At 61.0% G+C, this 25,428-nt stretch carries 20 protein-coding genes and 1 pseudogene; 11 read left to right on the top strand and 10 right to left on the bottom strand.

Annotated features, from left to right (window positions below; all coding sequences use genetic code 11):
* Window positions 1-1,405, top strand: a 1,405-nt coding sequence (locus tag FJ546_RS28705) for a chloride channel protein (RefSeq protein ID WP_140892469.1), incomplete at its 5' end; no start/stop codon positions are given.
* Window positions 1,406-1,592: 187 nt separating this feature from the next.
* Here the strand turns inward: FJ546_RS28705 and FJ546_RS28710 are convergent.
* The 6 genes and pseudogenes from FJ546_RS28710 to FJ546_RS28735 all read right to left on the bottom strand — a co-directional run bounded on the left by FJ546_RS28710 (window position 1,593) and on the right by FJ546_RS28735 (window position 8,303).
* A complete protein-coding gene (locus FJ546_RS28710) occupies window positions 1,593-1,838 on the bottom strand; it encodes a DUF982 domain-containing protein (RefSeq protein ID WP_140892471.1) in 246 nt (81 codons plus the stop codon).
* A gap of 269 nt (window positions 1,839-2,107) precedes the next feature.
* The gene (locus tag FJ546_RS28715) at window positions 2,108-2,668 is read right to left on the bottom strand and encodes a GreA/GreB family elongation factor (RefSeq protein WP_140892473.1); all 561 of its coding nucleotides are present in this window, start codon (window positions 2,666-2,668) and stop codon (window positions 2,108-2,110) included.
* Between the two features lie 439 nt (window positions 2,669-3,107).
* The gene (gene istB / locus FJ546_RS28720; RefSeq protein ID WP_140892474.1) at window positions 3,108-3,836 is read right to left on the bottom strand and encodes an IS21-like element helper ATPase IstB; all 729 of its coding nucleotides are present in this window, start codon (window positions 3,834-3,836) and stop codon (window positions 3,108-3,110) included.
* Window positions 3,769-5,335, bottom strand: a pseudogene (gene istA / locus FJ546_RS28725) (IS21 family transposase). Before istA ends, istB begins: the two are co-directional and overlap by 68 nt.
* A gap of 111 nt (window positions 5,336-5,446) precedes the next feature.
* The gene (locus tag FJ546_RS28730) at window positions 5,447-7,597 is read right to left on the bottom strand and encodes a TM0106 family RecB-like putative nuclease (protein ID WP_140892477.1); all 2,151 of its coding nucleotides are present in this window, start codon (window positions 7,595-7,597) and stop codon (window positions 5,447-5,449) included.
* 73 nt (window positions 7,598-7,670) lie between these two features.
* Complete coding sequence (locus FJ546_RS28735; RefSeq protein ID WP_181168130.1) at window positions 7,671-8,303, bottom strand: PIN domain-containing protein; 633 nt, start codon at window positions 8,301-8,303, stop codon at window positions 7,671-7,673.
* Between the two features lie 658 nt (window positions 8,304-8,961).
* Here FJ546_RS28735 and dcm point away from each other — a divergent pair.
* Complete coding sequence (gene dcm, locus FJ546_RS28740) at window positions 8,962-11,001, top strand: DNA (cytosine-5-)-methyltransferase (protein ID WP_140892481.1); 2,040 nt, start codon at window positions 8,962-8,964, stop codon at window positions 10,999-11,001.
* Window positions 11,002-11,130: 129 nt separating this feature from the next.
* On the opposite strand, the gene FJ546_RS28745 is transcribed toward dcm, so the two are convergent.
* Window positions 11,131-11,403, bottom strand: a complete 273-nt coding sequence (locus FJ546_RS28745; protein ID WP_140892482.1) for an excalibur calcium-binding domain-containing protein — start codon at window positions 11,401-11,403, stop codon at window positions 11,131-11,133.
* 90 nt (window positions 11,404-11,493) lie between these two features.
* Complete coding sequence (locus tag FJ546_RS28750) at window positions 11,494-11,769, bottom strand: DUF6522 family protein (RefSeq protein ID WP_140892484.1); 276 nt, start codon at window positions 11,767-11,769, stop codon at window positions 11,494-11,496.
* A gap of 486 nt (window positions 11,770-12,255) precedes the next feature.
* Here FJ546_RS28750 and FJ546_RS28755 point away from each other — a divergent pair, with 486 nt between their 5' ends.
* Window positions 12,256-12,516, top strand: coding sequence for a hypothetical protein (locus FJ546_RS28755; protein ID WP_140892486.1), 261 nt, complete (start codon window positions 12,256-12,258; stop codon window positions 12,514-12,516).
* A gap of 173 nt (window positions 12,517-12,689) precedes the next feature.
* On the opposite strand, the gene hemN is transcribed toward FJ546_RS28755, so the two are convergent.
* On the bottom strand, window positions 12,690-14,042 hold the full coding sequence (gene hemN, locus FJ546_RS28760; RefSeq protein ID WP_140892487.1) for an oxygen-independent coproporphyrinogen III oxidase: 1,353 nt from the start codon (window positions 14,040-14,042) through the stop codon (window positions 12,690-12,692).
* A gap of 404 nt (window positions 14,043-14,446) precedes the next feature.
* Here hemN and FJ546_RS28765 point away from each other — a divergent pair, with 404 nt between their 5' ends.
* A complete protein-coding gene (locus FJ546_RS28765) occupies window positions 14,447-14,872 on the top strand; it encodes a pseudoazurin (protein ID WP_224570049.1) in 426 nt (141 codons plus the stop codon).
* Between the two features lie 137 nt (window positions 14,873-15,009).
* Here FJ546_RS28765 and FJ546_RS28770 read toward each other — a convergent pair whose 3' ends face one another.
* The gene (locus FJ546_RS28770) at window positions 15,010-15,861 is read right to left on the bottom strand and encodes a ferritin family protein (protein WP_140892491.1); all 852 of its coding nucleotides are present in this window, start codon (window positions 15,859-15,861) and stop codon (window positions 15,010-15,012) included.
* A 229-nt stretch (window positions 15,862-16,090) separates the two neighbouring features.
* On the opposite strand from FJ546_RS28770, the gene FJ546_RS28775 reads away from it, so the two are divergent.
* The 7 genes from FJ546_RS28775 to FJ546_RS28805 are packed head-to-tail and all read left to right on the top strand — an operon-like array spanning window position 16,091 to window position 24,937.
* On the top strand, window positions 16,091-18,385 hold the full coding sequence (locus tag FJ546_RS28775) for a NosR/NirI family protein (RefSeq protein WP_246687007.1): 2,295 nt from the start codon (window positions 16,091-16,093) through the stop codon (window positions 18,383-18,385).
* On the top strand, window positions 18,382-20,304 hold the full coding sequence (gene nosZ / locus FJ546_RS28780) for a TAT-dependent nitrous-oxide reductase (RefSeq protein WP_140892492.1): 1,923 nt from the start codon (window positions 18,382-18,384) through the stop codon (window positions 20,302-20,304). The genes FJ546_RS28775 and nosZ overlap by 4 nt, the downstream gene beginning before the upstream one ends.
* Window positions 20,301-21,575: a nitrous oxide reductase family maturation protein NosD gene (locus FJ546_RS28785; protein ID WP_140892494.1), complete on the top strand. Its 1,275-nt coding sequence runs from the start codon at window positions 20,301-20,303 to the stop codon at window positions 21,573-21,575. The genes nosZ and FJ546_RS28785 overlap by 4 nt, the downstream gene beginning before the upstream one ends.
* Window positions 21,572-22,480, top strand: a complete 909-nt coding sequence (locus FJ546_RS28790) for an ABC transporter ATP-binding protein (protein ID WP_140892495.1) — start codon at window positions 21,572-21,574, stop codon at window positions 22,478-22,480. The genes FJ546_RS28785 and FJ546_RS28790 overlap by 4 nt, the downstream gene beginning before the upstream one ends.
* On the top strand, window positions 22,477-23,307 hold the full coding sequence (locus tag FJ546_RS28795; protein WP_140892497.1) for an ABC transporter permease: 831 nt from the start codon (window positions 22,477-22,479) through the stop codon (window positions 23,305-23,307). Before FJ546_RS28790 ends, FJ546_RS28795 begins: the two co-directional genes overlap by 4 nt.
* Complete coding sequence (locus tag FJ546_RS28800) at window positions 23,304-23,879, top strand: nitrous oxide reductase accessory protein NosL (protein ID WP_140892498.1); 576 nt, start codon at window positions 23,304-23,306, stop codon at window positions 23,877-23,879. The genes FJ546_RS28795 and FJ546_RS28800 overlap by 4 nt, the downstream gene beginning before the upstream one ends.
* Entirely contained in the window at window positions 23,876-24,937 is a 1,062-nt protein-coding gene (locus tag FJ546_RS28805) for an FAD:protein FMN transferase (protein ID WP_140892500.1), read from the top strand. Before FJ546_RS28800 ends, FJ546_RS28805 begins: the two co-directional genes overlap by 4 nt.
* Window positions 24,938-25,428 lie beyond the last annotated feature (491 nt).

Here is a 25,428-nt window from a genome sequence, read left to right on the forward strand (position 1 = left end):
GTTCGGCGCCGAGGGGCCGATCATCATGACCGGCGGCGCGATCGGCTCGCTGATCGCGCAGATGCTGCCGGTCAGCGACAATGAGCGCAAGACACTGCTGGTGGCGGGTGCGGCAGCGGGGATGACCACGGTCTTCGGAACACCGATCGCTGCCATCATGCTGGCGGTCGAACTGCTGCTTTTCGAATGGACCCCGCGCAGCTTCATTCCGGTGGCGGTCGCGGCGATCATTGCCGAGGTCGAGCGCACGATGTTGCATCTGCCCGGACCGATCTTTCCGTTCCAGGGTGGCATGGAGGTGTCCTTTGTCGGCCTTGCCGGCTGGGTCGCGATCGGAGTCTGCGCAGGACTGTTGTCGGGGCTGCTGACGCAGATGGTCTATGCCTGCGAGGACGGCTTCCAGAAGCTGCCCATTCACTGGATGTGGTGGCCGATGCTGGGCGGTCTGGTTGTCGGCATAGGCGGGTTGATCGAACCGCACGCGCTCGGCGTCGGCTATGACAATATCGCCGACATGCTCGACGGCCGCACGATCGCGACCGCGGCACTAATCCTCCTGGTGGTGAAAGCCATCATATGGTCGGTTGCGCTGGGGTCAGGGACATCCGGAGGCGTGCTGGCGCCGCTGCTGATCATGGGCGGGGCGATGGGAGCAGTGCTCGCCGGCGTTCTGCCTGCGGCGGATCCGGGCTTCTGGGCATTGCTGGCAATGGCAGCCACCATGGGTGGCACGATGCGGGCTCCCCTGACCGCGACCTTCTTCGCCGCCGAGTTGACAGGCAACACCCACGTCCTCGTGCCGCTGATCGCAGCGTGTGTGACAGCGCACGCGGTCACCGTGCTGCTGATGAAGCGTTCGATCCTGACCGAGAAGATCGCCAGAAGAGGACATCATCTGGTTCGTGAATATCGCGTCGATCCCTTCGCCTTGACCAGGGTGCGCGAGGTGATGACCTCAGAGGTCGAGAGCGTGCCGGCGACGATGACGCTGCATGGCGCGGCGGCGTTCCTGACCGCGCCGGAAACACGGCATCCGAGCTTTCCGGTTGTCGATGAAAACAGGCAGGTGCTCGGCCTCATCGATCCGCCGGCGATATTGCGCTGGCGCCGTGCCGGCACTCATCGCACCACGACGCTTGGCGCGTTGCTGGCCGGCAGCAAGGTGACGCTCGCCTATCCGGATGAGTATCTCGAAGGCCTTTCCGACAAACTGCTGCTGGCCAACGTCTCCCATCTGCCCGTCGTCACCCGTGAAGGCTCGCAGTTGGTCGGCTATGTCGGCTGGAAGGATATGATGCGCGTGCGGTCCAGGAAACAAGCCGAGGAACGCGACCGTTCGGCATTGCTGGGCTTCGGCGCCCGCCGTAGAAAACAGGATGGCGCTGAACAAGACCGCGTTGGTTGAACGCGCACTAGATGCGAGCTTTCTCGAAACGCGGTCGATCTACCTCGCCAGCAATTACGCGGCTCTCAATCGCGATACGGTATTGTGTATGCTTGAGGGACTTTCAAACGGCCGACTGACCGGATTCCCGCCGACGAATGGAGGACCTTGGAGGCCGAACGAGGAATCCGCCGCACAAGCTGCGATCTCATTCAACCAAAATATGCGCCTCCCGGGCAGCTTCGACAAAAACTTCTCTTGCAACATCGGCGGAAACGCCACCGGTTATGGCCTGCCGGCAAGCTCTCAACGCGGACCGATGTTTTTGACTTCCTGCATCGCGCCAATTGCCTCCAAGCAAATCTGTCGCTTGTTGAGCGTTCAAGAGATTGCGAATGTCTCCACCGATGCCGGTGGTGACTGACACCGGCTTGGAAAACCACGCTTCGTACATGATGGAACCTCAGATAAATCGTACAGAACAAAACGCACGTGTCGACGAACGGTTTCGTAGAACAGCTAGCACCGTTGTGTGAGTAGGTGTGAACGGGATCGCCCCAGACAAATTGCATTGTCTACCAACGTGTCACGCCAATCATCTCGGAATCATACCAAACGGCGATCTCCGCTGCCCTTCCTAAATGGCGCTAACGACCTTCTCGATGCGCCACGCGGACGTGACACCGATCACGCCCGCGCCCATAGCAATACATCGTCAGCCTGCTAAGCAGCCGACGGTCCGGGATCATCGAATCCGCTTGAATCGGTCATGAACATCGTCTTGGCTGCCCGTAGGAGAATGTTTCCTGAACCATGCACGGTTCCCGGAGCGGGCTGGAGCGCTGCTTGCCCACTTTCCGCCACTTGGCCGAGCTTGGCCTTTTCTCGAAGGGAGGCCTCGGGCTGATAAACCACATTTTCTACCGATATGGTTTCTTCGCTTCCGTCCGCCCTCGCGAACGTCATCCGCTCGCCTTCGGCCAAGCCTAGAAGAGCGAGTCCGCGTGGATTGGTGATCGACAGAACCGACCCGACTAGGCCGCGCATCTCGTCATGGGTAACGATGCGCGTTTCCGCCGGAGCATCGTTCACCCTGTAAGTGACCCGGCTGCTAAGTGTCACAACGTTTGCCGGGATATCCTCTCGGGACGTCACGATGGCGGCCGACAGCTTGCGCTGGAGGATCGGGACCAAAGGATCGTCACGCCCAAGGCGGCGGTCGAGCATGACTTCGAGGATGGTGTAGTCTTTTGTAGTGAGGCGAAAGATCTGATCGTTGGACATGGCATATCTCCATGTCGGCCGCTGGGGCCGACGAAAAAGCGTTCTCCGTTCTGTGATTTGTTCACGAGCTGCCCCTGATCCATGCACCGCGAGCGGCCACGGGAGGGGCTACTCTCCCGCGATCGGGCTGCCCGCCTGGTTCAGCCGATTGAAGAGAGTCGGAAGTGTTATGTCGACTTTGCCGACTGAGCTTCGTCTGCCCTCGCCGCTTTGCGTTGGCCGCTGGCTTCGCCGACGCTGTTCTACTTGGCTTTCATCACCACCAACGGGGGGCTGCGTCCATCGACGTGTTGCTTGAGCCGCAGGGAAGCGGGAATGGGAGGCAGCGCTAATGCTCTTGGATGTCAAACGGCTTCCAAAACTGACCCTCGATCGGCGTCCAATTTTGACCCCCTTCTGTAATGCGCGGCGGATAGCGCTTGGCAGCTTGACGGGGTGATCAGGCGCGGTTCTTGAAGCGCCAGGATTCGTTTCCGGTCTCGATGATCTCGCAATGATGGGTGAGACGGTCGAGCAGCGCTGTCGTCATCTTGGCGTCGCCGAAGACGGCGGGCCATTCTCCGAACGCCAGGTTGGTGGTGACGATGATCGAGGTCCGTTCATAGAGCCTGCTGATCAGGTGGAAGAGCAATTGCCCGCCGGCCTGGGCAAAGGGCAGATAGCCGAGTTCATCGAGCACGACGAAGTCGAGCCGGGTGAGGTAGTCGGCGATACGGCCCTGCTTGCCGCCGCGGTGCTCGATCTCGAGCCGGTTGACGAGATCGACGACGTTGAAGAAACGGCCACGTGAGCCGTTGCGGATCAGGGCGCGTGCAAGAGCGATTGCCAGATGCGACTTGCCGGTTCCGGTGCCGCCGATGAGCACGGCGTTGCGCTGGTCGGCGACGAAGGTGCCGTTGGCAAGGTCCCGGACCAGCACCTCATTGACCGGCGTGCCGTCGAAGTCGAACTCATCGATGTCCTTGGCGATCGGCAGCTTGGCGACGGTGAGCTGGTATTTGATGGAGCGGGCCTGCTTCTCGGCAATCTCGGCCGATAGCAGATCGCCGACGATCCTCGGCGGCTCGTGCTGGCGCTTGATGCCTGTCGCCATGACCTCGTCATAGGCGCCCCGCATCCCGTAGAGCTTCAGCGTGCCCATCAGTTCCAGAACCTGCGTGCGTTCCATCAACTTGCCCTCCTGAGGCTGTCGTAGCGGGCGCAGTCGGCTTGCGGTTCGTGCTGCAGGCGAAGAGCGTCCGGGGTGAGAATGGTGACTGCCGGCGCCGGATCGCGCCGCCGCGCCAGGATGTTGATGATGACGGCGGATGAGCAGACATTCTGATCGAGCGCGTCCTGGCAGGCAGCCTCCACGGCATCGATGCCGTCGGTCAAAACCGTGGCCAGGATCGACACCATCTGCCGATCGCCGTCATGCGCCGCCTTCAATCTCCGCCGCACCCGCTCCATTGCCGGTGGCAGAGCCCAGTCCCGGAATGGCGCGCCGTTGCGCAGCGCACCGGGCTTGCGGGCAAGTACAGGGACGTAATGCCAGGGATCGTAGACCGTCTCGTTCCGCCCGAAGGAGCGGGCATGTTCGGCGACGACCACGCCGTCCTGGCGGATGACGATCCTGTCGGCATAGGCATGGATCTCGACCGGGCGGCCGACGGCCGTCGACAGGACAGAGTATTTGTTGGTGTCGAAGCGAACCGTGCAGGTCTTCGACACCGAGGCCGGCACCGTATGGAATCCGTCGAAGGGGCCGCGATATTCTACCAGCTTGCCGCGCTCTTCCTCGAACACGTTCCAGATCGTTCGTTCCGGTTGCTCGACGTGACGGTGCGCCTTGGCGTAGGCGACGCACTTGTCCTGCAGCCAGGCGTTCAGCTCCTCATAGGTCTTGAAGCGCAGCCTGGGCGTGAAGAAGCGCTCGCGCACCAGCCCGACCTGGTTCTCGACCTGACCCTTCTCCCAGCCCGACGCTGGCGTGCAGGCGACCGGCTGCACCAGATAATGGCTGCACATCTGCAGGAGGCGGCGATTGTATTGGCGGTCCTTGCCAACAAAGATCGTTTCCACCGCCGTCTTCATGTTGTCGTAGATGCCGCGCGTGCAGGCGCCGCCGAAGAAGGCAAAGGCCCTGTCATGGGCGTCGAACACCATCTCCTGCGTCTCGCGCGGATAGGCCCTGACGAACATCATGCGGCTGTGGCAGAGCCGGACATGGGCGACCTTCACGGTCACCGTCACGCCGTTGATCAGGACGATCTCGTGGCTCCAGTCGAACTGGTAGGCCTCGCCCGGCGCGAAGAACAGCGGCACATAGGCGTCCGCCGTAGCCGACCCCTGCGCCTTCGCCCAACTCTTCGCGTAGCGGCGGACGGCGTCATAGCCACCCTCGTAGCCGAGACTGCAAAGCTCTTCGTAAATCCGGATTAGTGTCAGTTGCTCGCGCGCCGCCTTGCCACGGTTGCCATTCAAAAACCCGTCAAGCTGATCCTGCCACGGACCGATCTTCGGCTTGGGCTGCCGCTCGCGTTCGTAGGAGAACGATGTCTCATTGGATCTGAGAATCTTACGGACCGTGTTGCGCGACACATGCAGTTCGCGGCAAATCCGCTTGAGCGACCATCCTTGCACATGGAATGCGCGCCGAACCCGGGCAATCGTATCCACCGACTTCATCCCCACACCATCCGCTCGCCACGACGAGCTGATGGTCGCAAAATCAAAGCATCAGGGGGTCAAAATTGGACGCCGATTCCCCGGCTTATGGGGTCAATTTTGCACGCCGATTCACAGTAGATCTCGCGCCGCGCGATAGGGGCCGTCACCGAGGATCCCGTGATCCGCTACATATTCGCCGATCCGCACCAGGGATTTGGCCTGTTCTTCGGCGCCGAAATTCTTGAATCCGTAGATGGCTTCCGGATGGACGTCGACAAACTTCCCGGTCTTCTTGATGTCGATCGTGCGGCTATCTTGCGACACGGCAACGGCCGTTCCGATCTTATCCCCGCCGACGCTGTGAAGGTCTTCGTCGCCGCGAAGGTCGGTGTCCTGCTGAATGAACGAATAACGGTGCGTCGGCAGTCTTCCGGCCCCTGCGACTTCGCCGACAAATGTCAGGCCCGAGAGGCCGCTGCGTTCATCTGTTAGTTCTTCCGCCGTAAGATCGCGCAGGCGGAAGAATTCCCACCATGTCGCTTTTGCTTCACGCCGATGCCAGTCAAGAATGTTGGCGAGAATCCATCGCGCATGCTGTTGCTCGTCGCGCTCACCCCGATCGACCGGCACGCCCGCCGTCAGTCGCTCGATCAATGGGTTAATCTTATCAAGCCAGGCCGATACGTTCTCATTGGCGACTCCGTCGTCCACACCAGGACGATCTATTTGTGCACCTAGCGCGATCGCCTGTGACCGGAGTTCTTCCAGCCAGTCGCGGAGAAATTTCGTCGAAACGCAGTCGTCCCGGTTGTAACCCTCGACGACAGACCGGTCCTCTTGTCGAATGTCTTCGTGTTGACTGAGTTCCAGGCTCGCCTGCAGGCTCATGAGGGCAACGTTTGCATCCCGCAGAGCCGTCTCGCGCTTAAATCCGTAGAACGGCTCCAGCCTCTTGATGGAATAGCTTTCCACACTGGCTCGAAGGCCGTTGCGCACGACGCTGTAAAGGTCGACGAGCCTCGTGGCCCGCAGCATGGTGTCGAGTTCTTCTTCGCGCGTCGCATAGCGACCCATCAGCCGTTTCATGGCACCGGGCTCGTATGCTGCGTAGTGATAGATATGCAGGTCTGGATATCGCTCCTGCCGGGCGGTCGCGAAGTCGATGAACTTTTCGAAGGCTCGTTTCTCATCGGCTCGGGTAAGGGCCCAATCTCCTATGTAGGTCCAATCGCCGGCGTCATTCCTGAAATGGTATCCGAACAGGTATTCCAGCCCATGTTCGCCGACGAACGGGTCGCCTTCCAAATCGAGAAAGATGTCGCCGTCCGAGGGGGCTGGGAGACGGCTCAGTCCGAAACCTGTCTCGACCGGAAGGAGTTCGTAGCTTAGTCGGCCGTTGGCGCGGCCCTCGGCTTGCACCCGTGCCTGCTCCCGAACCCGCCCATAAGAATGGGCCGAGCCTCGCTCGGGCTTCCAAGCCAGCGGCAAGGGCATGCTTGCAAGCGCTTCCATCGTGCTCACGCCCCGGGCTTTAAGCTCGTTCATCTGCACTTTGGAAATGTTGGCCACGAGACAGAGGTGATCGTCGTCTCTGCGCCGCTTGTCACATTGCATGCTCCAGCGGCAAACCTCGCAGTGGATGTTGGGATCCGGATAGGTGTCGATCCCATCTGCCTCGTCGACGCTCCGTTCCAGCGCCGATTTGGCCCGGCGATAGAACGCTCCGTAATCGGCGAAGCGATACTGCTGGGGGACGAACTCTGACCAGGGAGGCACCACATACATGAACTCCGGCGCCAACCCTTGAGCTGCTGCGAGGAGATCCGAGTAGAGGCAAAGCTGGAGTACCGTCCCGCCCTTGGTTTCGCGGGCCAGCTTGGTGTCGACGACCTCGTAGGACCAGCCGCCAAGCCCGGACGGTACCTCGACCCGGCGAAGGACGTCGGCCCGCCCGCTCCAGCGGCCGTTCAGCAAAGCTGCCTGCACGATGATCGGGACGCCGGTGCGCATCGCCTTCAACGTTTGTTCGGCACTCGATGCGGTAATATCGACGCCGTCTACTCGCACGGCGTCGAGACCCGAAGCCTTCAGATGGTCGAGATAGGCCTGTTCATGAATAGCGCCGCGTTCCCATAGGATTTCAAGGAACGGATCGAAAACAGCAGGTTTGGCAAGCGCGCCTTGTGCAACGGCACGGTCCAGGCTCGTGAGATGGCGGCAGTTCAGGTGGCCGACCAAATCGGTCGCACTTAATTGGATTCCGTGCCCCGATTGTTTCATGGAGTGACTTCCGAAAAATCGGCACTTCGATCAAACAAAAAGAAGGCTCCGAAATTGATTGCTGCGGTTGTCATCACATGACCGCCAGGTTCTCGGTTGCTGCCCTCGACGCCTGGGCAAATGGAAATTGAGGGCACACGGGAAAAAGCCTGCTTCGTTGCGAGGGAAGGGGGCGATGGTGCCATCGCTGCTGCTCCTTTTCATGTGTCTGGGCCGCGGATGACCTGCGGGCACTTGCAAGGGGAATGTCCCACTTACCGCAGTCGGGGTTGAACAAGCCGCGGAGTCGGAAATAGCGGTCGATACGGACAAAGTCCTTAGTATTCATGGAGGCTACAACGGCGCGGTGAGCGATCGCCGTCGCTGCGATCGCTAGGTCTTGCCCCGGCTTCTTGGCGTGCTTGCAGGGGACCCAAAGGTCCTGCAAGGCAGGAACCAGCGTCATGTCTGCATAGAGTTGGGCAACCGGGGCATCCATCGCAAGAAAGATCACATCGGACTCGAGCAATGATTTCAGCCATTTCGCAAGGCTGGCGGCCCGTTGTGCATCTTTAGGCTTGAGCATGGAAATTCCCCTCTGTATTTCAAATACCGCGCTGAAGGGAATGGCGATAGGGGCGCGAAGATTGCCAACCCAGTCAACGACCTTCGGATTGGGCCGCTTGTGTGCCAGTGCGCTCAGCACGTTCGTGTCGAGCACGTACATTATCGATCGTGGGCTCACAGGAACTGTCCGTGGTGTTAAGGTGACAGAACCCATATTTAAGAGTCACCGGCAATCCGTTAACGAGCCGGACGGCAGGAGGTTTTGAATGGGGCGTGCTCCCCGCGATCAGGCAGCATCGAGCAAGAGAACCAGAACCTGGAGCGTGCGCGAAGCCCGCGAACGGTTTGATGACCTTCTCGCGGCGGCGGCGCAGAACGGACCTCAGACGGTCCGCGACAGTCGGCGTGTGTTCAAAGTCACCCTTGAGCGCACTGGATCGTCGCCCATTGCGAAAGGCCTTCTCACGAAAGGTGGGCCGTTGGAAACAACGGACGTTCTGGAAGACTGAGTTCTCCATTGTGAGTCAGGTCGTGTCATTGCAACCGCGTTTTGGAAGCCACCGCTGAGCTACGGACCCGCGATTGATTGAGAGAAAATTTGGTTCCATTCCAACATGAGTCGCGGGAGTAGTTTGCTATCCTGGCAAGACAACATGCACGGATCCAAATGTAGCCAGTGAAAAATCCGGCGAAGAACGATGCCCGATTATTTGACTGCTCTCTGTAAAATCGATCGGTCCTTCAAATTTTATCGACGTTTTTGATGCCGCCGAAGGAGATTGGCATCCACAAGTCCGCTCGCAACCGGAGAGGGCAACGTGGATTTCAACGAAACTCAATCATACGAAAACGTGGCGGTCCGGCCGGAAGGCCCTGGGGCCACGCCGGCTGATACACAGAGCGAGCGGCTGCACGCAATCAAGGAGCGTGTACGCGCCCGCCAGAAGGCGATGACTAAAGCGTTTCTGGATATCGCGTCGGAGCTCAACGTAGCTCGCACCGAACTGCCGGAATCCAAGCTGAAGGCATTTCTCGTATCCGAGTGCGGCCTGAATAGAAGCGATCTCCGGACCTATCTGAAGTTCACCGAGGCCCTTGGAACTCATCGCGAGACGATCATGAAGGGGGCCGTTTCCTTCGCCACCATCAAAGCCCTGGTCGCGGCTCCGACAGCTGTCAGGGACGAAGTCGTAGAGAAGATCGCGCTGGGAAGTTTCGTGGCTTCAAGCGACGTCGCGGCAATCAAGCGCCGCCATGTCAACGATGCAAAGGATCCTGGTGTCGAGCAGGAACGCCGACGCCGGAAGGCGCTACGTTCAGCTGCAGAATTGAAAGCGCAGTCGAAAGTCGAATCCTTTGGCAATCAGTTTCTGCCGTTCGCGCAATCCCTCATCGATTTCTACAACGACGGTTATGACGATACCCGCTCACGCGACGATTTGATCGACAAGCGCATTTCGCTCATGCAGGAAGCTGGCGATTGTCTGGCCCGCTTCGAGGAACTTTTCGATACGGCAGCGCTTCCGGCCGCATGGGAGTTCCATTACCAGGGCAATCCCGACGAGACTGTTTGGCTCGCTCGAGCGCACGACAGCCTGAAGAGCTTGGCCTTGGGAGAATTCCAGTCGGTCGATCCGGAAAGCGGCAACCCATACGACACGAGCCACGACTTCCTGGACCGCGCTGCGGTGGAAAGCGTGCTTTGGCTTTTCAACGACAACGGCATTTCGCAAGAGCAGTTGAAGCATAGGAAATTGCCTGCCGCAGTCGCAAAAACGGTGATCGACCCTCCCTATCGGCTCAGCTCGATTGAGATCTGCGCTGGTGCGGGAGGCCAAGCGCTCGGGCTCCACGCCGCAGGTTTCGACGCCGTCTGTATCTACGAGCGAAACAAGAATGCGGTCGCGACCCTGAAAGCCAACAGGGCGCTCGGTCCGGTCCGGCAGGGCGACATTGCGAATGTGGATTTTACTGCATACCGCGGAAAAATCGACCTGGTCGCCGGCGGGGTCCCATGCCAGCCTCATTCGAGCATGGGCTTGCAGAAGGGCCACCAAGATGAGCGCGATCTCTTCATGGAAGCCGTTCGAATTGTCGGCGAGGTCGCCCCAAAGGCCTTCTTCTTCGAAAACGTCGAGGGGTTCGGCTTCAGGGCAAACTCGGCCTATCGTGCGGAACTTCATCGGAAGTTCAAGGAGCTTGGCTACGACACGCAGGTATTCAGCTTCTTTGGCAGCGATTACGGATTGGCTCAAAATCGGCCGAGGGTAGCGTTTGTCGGATTTCGGGATGTTCCGATCGGCCGCTTCAGCATGCCGCCCAAATTTCCGGAATGGAGAACCACCGTCGGCGAAGCTCTACTCGATCTCGTGGCCGCAAACGGATGGGAGGGAGCGGAAGATTGGGCCAGGAAAAAGGCAAACAAGATTGGGCCGACTATTGTCGGAGGGTCCGAGCAATCTGGAAGGCTGGCGTTCAGTGCCAATTTGCGGAAGCAGGCCTGGGTGGATCTCGGGATCGATCCCTTGGGAATCGCAAAGAGCGCCCCCTCGGCGAGCCACCCGAAAAATTCGCCTTTCCAGTTCACGATGAAAATGGGCGCGCGGCTTCAGGGCTTTCCGGACGACTGGGTGTTCTGCGGCTCGCAACACCCGCAGAAACGACAAATTGGCAACGCCCTGCCGCCAGTAATGGCGCGGGCGGTCGGCCTCGCCATCTACAGTGCGCTTACCGGAGTGGATTTTGACTACGCACAGGCTCTGCAGTCGCCGCTACCTGCCCAGCATCAGGGTAGGCTGAAGCTCAACATGCTTGCACGGGTAAGCGATCAACTGGATACCGTTCCAGATCATTGCTGAGAACGTCCCCCGCATTCAGGGCATGAAGCTGAAGCATTGGGATGGCAGCTCTCCATCGCCATCCCAATGTCGACAAGGCCGCTGAACTGATTGTGGCAGCTTGCCTGGTTCGCTGCTGAGCGGCGCACATCAGCAAAGTGACTCGCATGGTATGCCGTCGCTGTCGCGATCGAGCTTGCCGCCCCAGGAACAATTGTCCAGATACCACCGGGCCTCATCACAGGAGCTGATTTGCCAACACGTCAGCCGCCGATCGCAAGACCAGCTCTGCGCTATTCGCGAGAACGAACTTCCTCTGATTGAAGTCACGCCCAACAACCGACTGTTTTCCCTGGGAGACGGTGAGCTGTTTCCGGACAAGAGGCTTATAGCCACGATGAACCAAATTGCTAATTGCTTCATTGTTCCCCTCGTGGAATTCGGTAGCAATTTGACCGCCGCCAACCGGCAGAGCGGTTCATGTCGAGTGCCCCAAATCGTGCTGCGCAGAATTCAGGTTCGCTTCCAACGAAACTTCCGTGCCGCCATGATCAGTTCTTGGCTGATGATCTGGCCACCTGGGCCGACAATCATCGTCAACTCCCGATCATGATAAAGCAAGGATAGGCGGTATCTGCCCTCGTCCTCGCCAATCCCACGCTCAACCCGCCCTTTGATGTTACCAAGCTGCATCTGCCGCATGAAATACTCGACAGCGAACTTCATCGCTCGAGCGGCCACCGCAGCATCGATCTCAGGCGCGCCATCCGCCCATCTAACCGAAGTCATCCAACCCCCAGAAGAAATCCCGGCCAGACCTTTGTCCCGCAAGTTGTCGCAAGCTTTCTGACTCGAGCAGCTGATCACCATTCGACCCCGTCGGTAAGGGAGACTTCGGTCATGACAGTTCTGCATCTGTCAGGATCGCAACGGATATCTGAACAACGCGTTCCACGACTAACTCTAGCTTACTGCTGCAATCGGATCGTTCTTTGCTGTGTCGCAAGTAAGATCCATTCCCAGGCATCGGGGCCGGTAGAGCGGGTGCACCGGACGGACGACCGGGGTTAAGCTGGTCCGGACCGTCAAGACGCTGAAAGGCGTCGAATCCCTTGTGGCGCGATAAATCTGCGCTGATCCAGTCAAAAGGGGTGTCCCTCCCGCCGCACTAAGCACCGAACCTATCTTGGTTCAATTTGCGCGAGCGCAAAGAACAGACGCTTCATGTGGTGCACCTTCTCTCCCCATCGACGACGATCGAGATTGGAGACTGACATGTCCACGCGACGCGAGGCGCTCTTCGGAGCGGCGATTGGCGCCACTGCCCGTTGCGATGCCAAGCATGCCAGAACGCGAAGCGAGGCGAAAATGAAAATAGATTCCGAGAGCGAAGAAGTGATCGAAGAGTGGCCAAGCCTTGTATTTAGCACCGAAGCAGCAAGCGGCGCAAAGGCGGACAATACGTTGCTGCCCATGCTTATCGCTGGGCTCGCCCTAATTGTCCTAGGTGGCGTGGTTGTGATGGCCTTCGTGTAGAAAAAAGCCTGCTGCCCGTCGCAGGCTGGTTCCGCGACGGGTTCAGGTTGAGTTTGCATATCTAGCTCAATGCCGGCCGATTCATGGTCATCGCCGAACGTAGTGACGATGCTGTCCGCGATCGCGAGTTGTAGGTTTCAACCTGATCCGGTTTCGAGCGCTTTCCACGCGGACTATGCCGCTTTGCTATGCGCGCGGTTCGACTGATGGAGATAGGCGTCGAAGGTCGCGGCGACCGCTCTGATGACGAAGCGATGGTCCAGGCTAACGCGCACTATACCGTCCGCAACGTCGAGGATGCCGTCGCGCTCGAGTTCTGCAAGCTTGTCATTGCCGCCGAGAAGTCGTGACGGCTCGAAGCTGTAAGCCTTGCAGATCGCTGGAACGTCGGCACTGAAATCGCACATCAGCCGCTCGATGATCTCGGCCCGCACCCTGTCCTCTTCGGTCAGGCGGTAGCCTTTGGCCGTCGCTAGCCGCCCGGAGGCGATCTGCTGGGCGTAAAGGCCCGGCGCGACCTCGTTTTGCGCATAACCGCTTTTCATGCGGCCGATTGCGGAGGCGCCGAAGCCGATCAGCGTATCGCAATTGTCCGTGGTGTAGCCTTGGAAGTTGCGTCTCAGCCTGCCCGCTTCCTGCGCCTGGACGAGATCGTCTCCAGGCAGCGCGAAGTGGTCGAGGCCAATTTGCCTGTAGCCTGCCGCGACCAGCGTCTCGGCGATCGCTCTAGCCTGTTCGTTGCGTGCCGCGGTATCGGGCAGACTGGTTTCGTCGATCATCCGCTGGTGCTTCTTGAACGTTGGGATGTGTGCGTAGCCAAACACGGCCAGGCGATCCGGAAGCATGGCGATCGCCGCACTGGCAGTCTCGACACAAGACTGCACCGTCTGATGCGGCAGGCCATAAATCAGGTCGAAATTGATGCCGCCGACGCCTGCGCTGCGCAGACGGTCGGTCGCCTCGGCGGTCTGCGCCTTGCTCTGGATGCGGTTGATGGCCTTCTGCACGACGGGATCGAAGCTCTGGACGCCGAGGCTTGCGCGGCTGACACCTGCGGCGCCCAGCGCATGGGCCATCTCGGCGGTAAGCCCGCGTGGATCGATCTCGACGGCGGTCCCGGTCGTGTCGGAGAACGCGAAGTGCTCCCGCATAAGCGCCATCAGCGCGAGGAATTCCGCCGAGGAGATGATGGTCGGCGTGCCGCCGCCGAAATGTACTTCGCCTACGGGCAGGCGGTTAGGAATTCGTGCGGCAACCATGCTGATTTCCTCGCGCAGCACGCCGAGATAGTCGAGGATTGGGCGGTCCTGCCGGGTTATCGTCGTATGGCAGCCGCAATACCAGCACATCGACCGGCAGAACGGAATGTGCAGGTACAGCGATACTGGATCGCCGGCCGGCAGGTTCGCCAGCCAGTCTCCATATTCGTGGATGCCGACCGCCGAGAAGAACCTCGGTGCGGTGGGGTAGCTGGTATAGCGGGGCAGGCGTGCGTTGCCATATTTCGCCAGGACTGAAGTCTGCAATGGAGGTCTCCTACTCGGTGCTGCTGAAGCACTCTAGCCGGCGACAAACCCGTGCTTCTTTGCGATAGGCCAAAGTCACACCAGCTTTATTGCGTCTCCGGAAACGCATTTCCAGCGAGCCCGAGTCCGTGAATTCGATCCGGTTCGTGGGACCTGAAGACCCCTGGGTTCCTACCTCTCAACAGGTACTGCATGCACCATCGCAGTGACGATTGAGCAAGCGCGGGCAGCTATTGCGCCCGATTTGACGGGCAGTTGGCTATTGAGGCGAAGCCACATTTTCTGGAGCGTGTTTGTCCTGGCGCAAAGTTCGTGACGAATACGACTGATAGGTAGCCGGCCACACGTAAAGTTCGTCATTCAGATCAACCAGGGAATCAGAAGAAATGCGCTCGACCAAACTCATGCCGTTCATCGCCGCCGCCGTTCTAACGTGGGCCGGCACTGCGAACGCCGCCGAATTCGAGGTCTCCATGTTGAACATGGGCAAGCACGGCATGTTTCAGCTCGAACCATCCTTCCTCAAGATTGCGCCCGGCGATACGGTTCATTTCGTCGCCAAGGACAAGGGGCACGATGTCGAATCGATTCCCGGTATGTTGCCGGAAGGTGCCGAGCCGTTCAAAGGGCAGATGAACAAGGATCTCACGGTTACGTTCACCAAGCCCGGCGTCTACGGAGTCAAGTGCAATCCCCACTATGGCATGGGCATGGTCGCGCTTGTCGTGGTCGGCGATCCAAGCAGCAATCTGAAGGCAGCTGAGTCGGTCAATCAGGCCGGCAAGGCCAAGAAGGTTTTCGACGATCTGTTCAAGCAGATCGGTCAATAGTACGCCCGCGCCGGGACTTTTTGCTGCCAGGCGGATATTTGCTGACGTCGCAAAAAATGCGGCTTATTCAAACAGATGGAGCGGGATGCCAAGCTAGGTTTGAACGCATCCCGCCTCCAGAATTGGTGCCCGCAGCATCAGCGGAACACGTGCCACCGCGCTGCGATGGCGGCCAGGCTCTGCATGGTTCGATCCGCCGCCTGTTGGGCGGCGACCAGCACCTGTTCGTCGCGGGTGTGATCGGCGAGGTCGAGATAGGCCTGGTGCAGCCGTTCGGCCTCACCGAGCGCCGAGCGCAGAAGCGGCGACGGCGTGGCAGCTTGCGCGAGGTCCACTGTCGCTGCCTCATCAGTCTCGTTGGCGCCTTCAACCCCGGCCGCGCTCTCCCGCTCGGCAACCTCGGCGACCGTTTTCGACGCCGCATCCTCACCCAAAGCGGCAAGCCGTGAAGCAATCCGTCGGTGGAAGGCTGCGGCACGCGATTCCAGTCGTCGACTCTGTCGCACGAACTCCGGCAGAGAAGAGGCATCAAGCATCGGCCTCTCGTCGCGGGCTCGCCCGGCGCCTTCGCGTCGATAGGCGCGACGCCGTTCGGCGCGCAGTGTTGCCGCGTGATCGAGCGCCTTTCCGGCGAGCCACTCCGCCGTCGCCCGGACTGTCGCATCGTTGCTTTGCGCTGCGACATAAGAATAGAAGGCGAAAGCCAGCATCTCGTTGTCCACCGCAACGCCAAGGATCCGGTACGGGCTGAGCAGCGCGCTCGCCTCCGCCTCGTCCCACGATCGGGCGATTTCGGAAGGCAACCCGCGCGGATCGGCAAGTGCCGGCGGCGATGCGCCCGTCAACTGATTGGCACGGCGGACGATTTCTTCGATATGGTCGCTCCGCTCTTCGATGAGCGCATGGAAAGCGCCCGCCATCTCCATTGCGCCCAGCTTTTCCATACGCGTGGCCAGCTCGGCGTAGCGCCGCGCCGACGCTTCTTCCATGGTCATAGCCAGACCAAGAAGTGCAAGGACATCGCGCGGTCGCGCTCTGGGTTCTTCGTTCAGCCGCCTCATGGATGTTCGCCTCTGCGATGGACGGACAAATTAACGTCAATCCCAAATGATTTTTCATTGCGCTGGATCAAAGAGTGGTTCCTGCGCGCGGTCCAAGGATAGCGGCCCGCCCGGTCACCGCCGACTGGGCCTCAGATGTCCACGACCGGCAGCGATAATGAAACGATACATCGAATTCGGGCGGAAACCGATGCCGCACCAGCTTCTTGCGGCCATCCTTCTCCTGCTCCTATCCATTCTATGGCTAGCTGACGAGGCGAGGGCAGCGGGGCGACTCGGCGAATTCCTGAGCGGGGTCAATGTGTCCAACATCGATCCTGACGCCGATGGTTTCGGCGACGTCGAGGGCAATCCCCCTGCGGCAAAGCTGCTCAAGGGCGGTCAGCTCGTTGGCTACGCCTTCCTCACAGGCGACGTCGTCGATTCGACCGGCTACTCCGGGAAGCCCATCAACATCGTGGTCGGGATTGATCTCGACGGCAAGATCACCGGCGCGAAGCTCGTCGAGCACCACGAGCCGATCGTTCTGGTCGGCATTCCTTTGGCCAAGATCGAGCATTATATCGACGGTTTCATCGGCCGGCGTGTTCTTGATCCAAGCGACGAGAGCCGCATGCCTGTCGACATCGTCAGCGGCGCAACGGTCACGATGATGGTCATCGCCGACAGCATGACGCAGTCGGCGGTCAAAATCGCGCGGTCGCGCAGACTAGGCGCCGGGGCAGCGAATACCGCTCCTCAAACGGCCCACCGCACAATCAATCAGACCAAGAGCACAGTCGAAACCTGGCAAGCCCTGCTCGACGACGGATCGGTCCGCAAGCTTGCGATCACCAACAAAGAACTCGACGACTTGTTTCAGCGGACGGGCAATGCTGCGGCGATCGCGCGCCCCCAGGCAGGGAACCCGAATGCCTCCTTCATCGACGTCTACGTTGCGCTGGTAAGCGTTCCGGCGATCGGCCGATCTCTGCTCGGTGGCGCCGAATATGATCGCCTTCGCCAGGATCTGAAGCCCGGCCAGCAGGCGATCCTCGTCGCCGGCGACGGACCATATTCCTTCCGCGGCTCCGGTTATGTGCGCGGCGGCATCTTTGATCGAATCGAGCTGATCCAGCTCGAGAGCACCATAAGGTTCCGCGATCGCAACTATAGGCGGATTGGCGCGGTGGCTGCCGAAGGCGTGCCGGACTTTCCCGAGATCGGCATCTTCCTCACGCCCGACGGTTCGAATCTCGATCCCGGCGCGTCATGGCGGTTCCAGCTTCTCGTGCAACGGGCGACCGGTGCGCTCGACAAGGCGTTCGTCACAACGGGGCTCGACTACCTAACCCCCGACAAGTTCCTGACCGCGCCTGTTGCGCCGCCAGTGGCGGCCGCGCCGGGGCAGGTAGCCACGCAACTGGCGGCAGCTGCGGACGACGAGCCGCCGCTCTGGCAGCGGATGTGGCGGGCGCGGATGTTCGACGTTGCCATTATGCTCGTTGCGATAGGAGTGCTTACCGGTATCTTCTTTTTCCAGGATTTCCTCGTGAAATGGCCGCGTGCCTACGAGCGCATCCGGCTGGGCTACCTTGCCTTCACGCTTCTCTGGCTCGGCTGGTACGAGCACGCGCAACTCTCGGTCGTGAATATCCTCACATTCTTCAACTCGCTGCGCGGCGACTTCCGGTGGGACTATTTCCTGCGCGACCCGCTGATCTTCATCCTATGGTCCGCGGTCGCCGCTGCGCTGCTGTTCTGGGGACGCGGCGCCTATTGCGGCTGGCTCTGTCCGTTCGGCGCGCTGCAGGAGTGGACGAACCGGCTGGCACACTGGGCCCATATTCCGCAAGTCCGCGTGCCATTCTGGCTCAATCAGCGCCTGTGGCCGTTCAAATACATCATCTTCCTTGCCTTGTTCGGTCTTTCCTTCGGCTCGCTCGGTCTCGCCGAGGAAGCGGCCGAGGTGGAGCCCTTCAAGACTGCGATCATCCTGCATTTCGCGCGCGAGTGGTGGTTCGTCCTGTTCGCCGTCGGCTGTCTTGCGCCTGGCCTCTTCATCGAACGCTTCTACTGCCGTTACCTTTGCCCGCTCGGCGGCGCGTTGGCTATTCCCGCCCGTGTGCGCATGTTCGATTGGCTAAAGCGTTACAAGGAATGCGGCTCGCCCTGCCAGCGCTGCGCCAATGATTGTCCCGTCCAGGCGATCCACCCAGAGGGGACGATCAATCCCAACGAATGCATCCAGTGCCTCAACTGCCAGGTGCTCTACCACGACGACCAGCGCTGTCCGGTGGTGATCCAGAAGCGCATCAAGCGTGAGAAGTTCCTGGCGCTGCAGTCGCCGTCGATGCAGCCGGAGCCTAAGCGCAAGCCAAGGGTCTTGGTGACCGTCAACGGTCGCGAACCATCCGTGGAACGGAAGCCTGCGGCCAGCGAGGCCGCGTCAACTGAAGGAGAGAACCAATGAAAGACGACGATAGGCTAGAGGATTCGGGAGTAAGCCGCCGCAAACTTCTGACCGGAAGCGGCAAGGCTGCCATACTGGCCGGCCTGGCCAGCGCGGCCGCCGGCGGCGCCGTTGGCATTGCCGTACTCCCCAGGCCCGCTCAGGCAAAGGAGGCGACAAGCGAGATCCGCCCCGGCGACCTCGATGAATACTACGGCTTCAGCTCAAGCGGCCAATCCGGCGAGGTGCGTATCATCGGGCTGCCCTCAATGCGCGAACTCACCCGCATTCCTGTCTTCAATCGCTGCAGCGCCACTGGCTGGGGGATCACGAACGAGAGCCGAAAGATCATGACGGAGGGCCTGATGCCCACCACGCAGGCGTTCCTCGCCAAGCGCGGCGGCGTCTACCCCAATGGCGACCTGCATCACCCGCACATGTCATTCACGGACGGCACCTATGACGGACGCTATCTGTTCGTCAACGACAAGGCCAATTGCCGCGTCGGGCGCATCCGTTGCGACGTGATGAAGTGCGACAAGATCGTCGAGGTTCCGAACGCATCCGACATTCACGGACTGCGCGTTCAGAAGTTTCCGCGGACCGGCTACGTGTTCGCCAACAGCGAGCACATCATCCCGATCCCGAACGACGGTAAGGTCCTTGACGATCCCAAGCAGTACTGGTCGGTCTTCACGGCGATCGACGGCGATACAATGAAGGTCGCCTGGCAGGTGCTGGTCGACGGCAATCTCGACAATACCGACGCCGACTACCAGGGCAAATACGCGTTCTCGACCTGCTACAACTCTGAACGCGGCGTGACGCTCGCCGACATGACCTCCGCGGACCGCGACTGGGTGGTGCTCTTCAACCTCAAGCGCATCGAAGATGCGGTCAAGAAAGGCGACTACAAGGAGATCAACGGCGTCCCGGTGGTCGACGGGCGGCATGGCTCGCGCTACACGCGCTATGTCCCGGCCGGAAACAATCCCCACGGCTGCAATACGGCGCCCGACGGCATCCATGTCGCTATCGCCGGCAAGCTCTCGCCGACCGTGACGCTTCTCGACGTGCGCCGCTTCGACGACCTGTTCGACGATAAGATCAAGCCTCGCGACGTCGTCGTTGCCGAGCCGGAGCTAGGTCTCGGGCCGCTCCACACCGCATTCGACGGGAAGGGCAACGCCTACACCACGCTGTTCCTCGACAGCCAGGTCGTCAAGTGGAACCTCGACAAAGCGATCCAGGCTTACGGCGGCGCCAAGGTCGACCCGATCATCCAGAAGCTCGACGTGCACTATCAGCCGGGCCACAACCACACCTCTATGGGTGAAACCAAGGAGGCTGACGGCAAGTGGCTGGTGTCGCTCAACAAATTCTCCAAGGACCGCTTCCTGCCGGTGGGGCCGCTGCATCCGGAGAATGATCAGCTGATCGACATCTCGGGCGACCAGATGCGCCTGGTCCATGACGGGCCGAGCTTCGCGGAGCCGCACGACATCTGCCTTGTCCATCGCTCGAAGGTAAGGCCGGAGACCGTGTGGAAGCGCGACGACCCGATGTGGGAGGAAGCGCGGCAGCAGGCGGCGAAGGACGGCGTCAAGCTCGAGGAGGCCGCCGATGTCATCCGCGACGGCAACAAGGTGCGCGTCTACATGCACTCCGTCGCGCCGGCCTACAGCCTCGACAAATTCACTGTGAAGCAGGGTGACGAGGTCACCATCACCGTGACCAACATGGATGACGTCGAGGACTTGACCCACGGCTTCACCTTGGTCCGCCACGGAATCGCGATGGAGATCGGACCGCAGGCGACCGCGTCCGTGACCTTCATCGCGGACCGTCCCGGTGTCCACTGGTACTATTGTCAGTGGTTCTGCCATGCCCTGCACATGGAAATGGCCGGGCGCATGATCGTGGAGCCGCAGCCGGCATGAGCCTGCGTCGGCATAGCTGGAGCGCAGTTGCGGCGGCCATAGTCGCCGCCTGCGCCTTCCTCCTCCCAGGGGCAGGGCGGGCAGAAACCGTCACTGTCCCTGCGGGCGGTGACGGTCTTCGGCAGGCCATTGCCGCGTCACACACCGGCGATACGCTTAAGCTCGCCGCCGGCGTGCATCAGGGCCCGATCCGGATCGACCACGCTCTCACCATCGAGGCCGAGCTTGGCGCCGTGCTCGACGGGCAGGGTATGGGCCGGACCATCGATGTGGCCGCCCCCGACGTTGTCACTCGAGGCCTCACGATACGCAATTCAGGCATCGACGATCCCATGGACGCAGCGGTCTTCCTTGAAGACAGCGCCGCGCGCGCAATTGTCGAGAATAACCGGATCGAGAGCAGCCTGGTCGGAGTCTATATTCACGGAGCCGCCAAGGCCGTCGTTCGGAACAATCGCATCGTCGGGCGGACCGACCTCAGGATCAACGAACTCGGCAACGGCGTCTACGTCTGGAACGCGCCGGGGGCGCAGGTGATCGGCAACTACATCACAGGCGGACGCGACGGCATTTTCACCAATGCCAGCCGCAACAACGTCTTCCGCGGCAACCGTATCGAGAACGTCCGCTTCGCGGTCCACTACATGTACACGAACGACAGCGAGGTCAGCGACAACGTCTCACGCAATAACCACGACGGCTATGTCATCATGTATTCGAGCCGCCTGGTGATCCTCCGCAACCTGTCTGAAGACGATCGCGATCACGGCCTTCTGCTGAACTACGCCAACGACGCAGACATCGAAGACAATATGGTCCGGCGAAGCGACCAGTGCGTCTTCATCTACAACGCCAACAAGAACCTGTTCGCCGGCAACTGGTTCGAGGATTGCTCGGTCGGCATCCATTTCACGGCGGGTTCTGAGCGCAACCGAATGACCGGCAATGCCTTCGTCCATAACCGGTCGCAGGTCGTGTATGTGGGAACTCGGTCGCTCGACTGGTCGGCGGAGGGGCGCGGCAACTACTGGAGCGACGATCCGGCATTCGACCTGAATGGCGACGGCATCGCCGATACCGCTTACCGCCCGAACGACATCTTCGACAAGGTCGTGTGGACTTACCCGACGGCCAAACTCCTCATCAACAGCCCGGCCGTTCAGGTGATCCGGTGGGCACAAGCGGAATTCCCCGCGCTCCATCCGGGCGGCGTCATCGACAGCGCGCCGCTGATGGCGCCCATCCCGCCTGCGCTGGAGGTGAAGCCATGACCACGTCGCCGACGATCTTCATGCAGGGCGTGTCCAAGCGATACGGAGATGCCTACGTCGTGCGCGACGTGGACCTCTCGGTTGCCCCCGGCGAGTGCGTTGCCGTAGTCGGGCACAATGGAGCCGGCAAGAGCACACTGGTCAAGATGGCCCTCGGCCTGCTCACGCCGACCGCAGGGCGTGTCACGCTGCTCGGCGAGAACCCGGCAGGGCGCCAGGCCATGGCATTCCGGCGCAGGATCGGCTTCCTTCCTGAGAACGTAGCCTTTTCTCCGGCAATGACGGGCCGCGAAGTGCTGCGTTTCTACGCGCGTCTCAAGCAAGTACCGCTCGGCGTCGCCGACCAGCTCTTGGAACGCGTGGGGCTCGTTGCCGCGTCGCGCCGCCGCGTAGGCACCTATTCGAAGGGCATGCGCCAGCGACTCGGACTGGCGCAGGCGCTACTCGGCGAGCCGCGCGTCCTCTTTCTCGACGAGCCGACGACCGGTCTCGACATCGAGTCGCGGCAGATGTTCTACGACGTAATGGCGGAGTTGCGCGACGCCGGCGCGACGCTGCTGCTTTCCTCGCATGCGCTCAGCGACATCGAGCAGGCGGATCGCATCGCGATCATGAAGGCCGGCCGCATGGTCGCATGCGGCGCGCTTCCGGAACTTCGTCGCCTGGCGGACCTACCGCTTCGGATACGGGTCCACGTAGCCGACGGGAATGCGGCGCGGGAATTCACCGCGCGGCGCACCGTGCAGTGGCTCGACGATCTGCGCTTCGAGTTCACCTGCGCCGACGATGGCAAGGTCGAGGCGATCCGCAGCGTGTCGCTGCTGGAAGGCGTCTCCGACATCGAAGTGATGTCGCCGACATTGGTCGATCTTTGCGATGAGCTTACACGGGAGGCCGCCGAATGAATGCCATAGCAACGATTGCCGGCCGAGAGATACGCGACGGCCTCCGAAACCGCTGGGCCCTTGGCGCTGTCCTGCTGATGGCTGGCCTGGCGCTGACCCTCGCATTTCTCGGCAGCGCTCCCACGGGTGTGGTCGGCGCAAGCCCGCTCGATGTCACGGTCGTCAGCCTGTCGAGCTTGACGATTTTCCTAGTCCCGCTCATTGCACTCCTCCTTTCCCATGATGCGATCGTGGGGGAACGAGATCGCGGGACGCTGCTGCTTCTCCTTTCCTATCCGCTGTCGCGCTGGCAGGTGCTTTTCGGCAAGTTCCTCGGGCACCTCTCGATCCTGACGGTGGCGACCGTGCTCGGATACGGTGCCGCCGGCGTCGCTCTGGCCCTTGCGGCCGGCGAGTTCGATGCCGACAGCCTGGCAAGCTTCGCGCGGATGGTCGGCTCGTCTGTTCTGCTCGGCGCGGTCTTCCTCGCGCTTGGATACTTAATCAGTGCGACCGTGCGCGAGCGCGCGACCGCGGCGGGCCTTGCCATCGGCATCTGGCTGGTTCTGGTCCTTCTCTACGACATGGCGCTCCTTGGGCTGCTTGTCGCGGATCAGGGCAGGACGATCAGCGCCGCTGCCTTCAATTGGCTGCTCCTCCTCGATCCCGCCGACATCTTCCGGCTGCTCAATCTTGCCGGGTTGTCGAAAACCAGCTTGTTCGCCGGGATGGCCGGCCTTGCCGAGCAAATGCAGTTCGGTCGCGCCGTGCTGCTGGCGGCGCTGGGGGCCTGGGTGGCGGTTCCTCTCGCCTTCGCCGCCTTCGTCTTTTCAAGGAAGGAGCCATGATGCGCGCAACACTTCTCGGGGCACTAGTCGCCGCTCTCCTCTCCATTCTTCTCGCCGGCTGCAACCAGGACATCGCCGGCCAGCCCAAGCCGCCGCCGCAGGAGCCGACGGCCACCTCGGTCGCCTACTTCTGTTCGATGGGCATACTGGAGCACGGCGGCCCGAAGGCGCAGGCCTTCCTTGCCGGCAAGTCCGAGCCGGTCTGGTTCGCGTCCGTTCGCGACGCCGTCGCCTTTACGATGCTTCCCGGGGAATCGAAGGATGTCGTCGCCATCTATGTCAACGACATGGCGAAGGCCAGGAATTGGGACCGCCCGGAGGCGGGAGCATGGGTCGAGGCGCACGATGCCTGGTATGCAATCGGCAGTGACTACGGCGCCGGCATGGGCGGTAAGGAAGCGGTACCCTTTTCCGATGAAAAGGCTGCTCGGTCATTCGCCGAGACGCACGGCGGAACGGTTTCCCGCTTCAATGATATCTCGGAAAAATACATCCTGGACGCCGACGAAAGCGATGGCGACGCTGATGTTCGGCCGACGAAGCCAATGCCTAAGCAAGCGGTGAAACAATGACGGGACCTTCGACAATCTCACGCAGCGCAACGAAACCGGAAGGCAAACCGACAGGCTGGATAAGCCGGCGCCGCTTTATCCGTATCAGTGGCGCAGCGGCCGGCCTGAGCCTTGCGGCGCTCGGGGGAGGGTTCGCGCGGCCGAGTCGAGCCTCACCGCTGTTCCATGAATGGCGCGGTGTCGCACTTGGCGCCGACGCCTCGCTGCAATTATATCATGCTGATGCCGCGGAGGCCGAGCGCTTGATCGCAGATGCGCTCGCCGAGGTGCGTCGACTTGAGCGCGTGTTCAGCCTCTACGATGAGACCTCCGCGCTTTCCCGGTTGAACCGCGACGGCGAACTGATCGATCCGCCGCAGGAACTCATCGAACTTCTGGCAATGAGCGAGCGCTATGCTCGCGCGACCGGCGGCGCCTTCGACCCGACGGTGCAGCCGCTCTGGGCGCTCTATGCGAAGCATTTCAGCATGGCTGGAGCGGATCCGAACGGTCCGTCACCGGTCGACCTTGGAACCGCCGTGGGCAAATGCGGCTGTCAGCGGGTGATGGTTGACGTCGGGAAGGTGGCGTTCGAGCAATCAGGCATGGCGCTTACCCTGAACGGCATCGCGCAAGGCTACATCACCGATCGCGTCGCTGAGCTTTTGCGTGCTCGCGGGGTCACGCACACCTTGGTCGACATGGGAGAGACGCGTGCGCTCGACGCTCATCCGGCGGGCCGGCCCTGGTCGGTCGGGATAAGGGATCCACGTGCCGAGGATCGCTTCGTTGCGACACTTGCTCTCGACAACCAGGCCATCTCCACGTCAGGCGGCTATGGCACTGAATTCGATGCAGCCGGAAGGTTCAATCACATCTTCGATCCTGCGACGGGCTTGTGCGCAAAGCGCTATCTCAGCGTCTCGGTCGTTGCGCCGACGGCGACTTGCGCCGACGCGCTTTCAACCGCCTTTTCCGTGATGCCGATTGATCGCGCCTCCTCTGTTCTCGCCGACGCTGGAGCGACGCAGGCCTATTTCGTGCTCCCTGACGGGCGTGTTATCGACCGAAGCGCCTAGGCTAAGGTGGGGTATCATGCAGCGACATTCGTCGCTGCAGCCAAGCCGGCAGCAGGTCGCTCGACCTTTGGTGGCGCAGTTCCATGCTGTGTTCGATGTTGCTTGTACCGATCGGGCAAGATCCACCCGGGCAGGCTGCAAATCGGCATCGTATAATAACCTTGGTGCCTATAATGAAATCAAGGACGTTGAATGCCATTCGGCATCCGGACCCAGCGCTGGTTCACAGGGAATTCTCCAAGAATTCGTGAGGACGCACCACGGTTCCACCTCGTCGCCGTTGACCAGAGCATCCCGCGCCGCGAACTCCCATTCAATTTCGTCCAGAGCGCATTGCCGAGCGCCTTTGGTCGCCGGTGGAGGAAAGGGTGCTTCGCCAGCATGCCGGCGTCCTGGCCGGACATCGAACAGCAGGTGCTCCGCTCGCGAACAAGTTTGCGCTTGGACAAAGTCCGGCGAGCCCGGGCAGGGTAACTTTCATTCAGATATTT

It is taken from the genome of Mesorhizobium sp. B2-4-19, assembly GCF_006441315.1.
GTDB lineage: Bacteria > Pseudomonadota > Alphaproteobacteria > Rhizobiales > Rhizobiaceae > Mesorhizobium.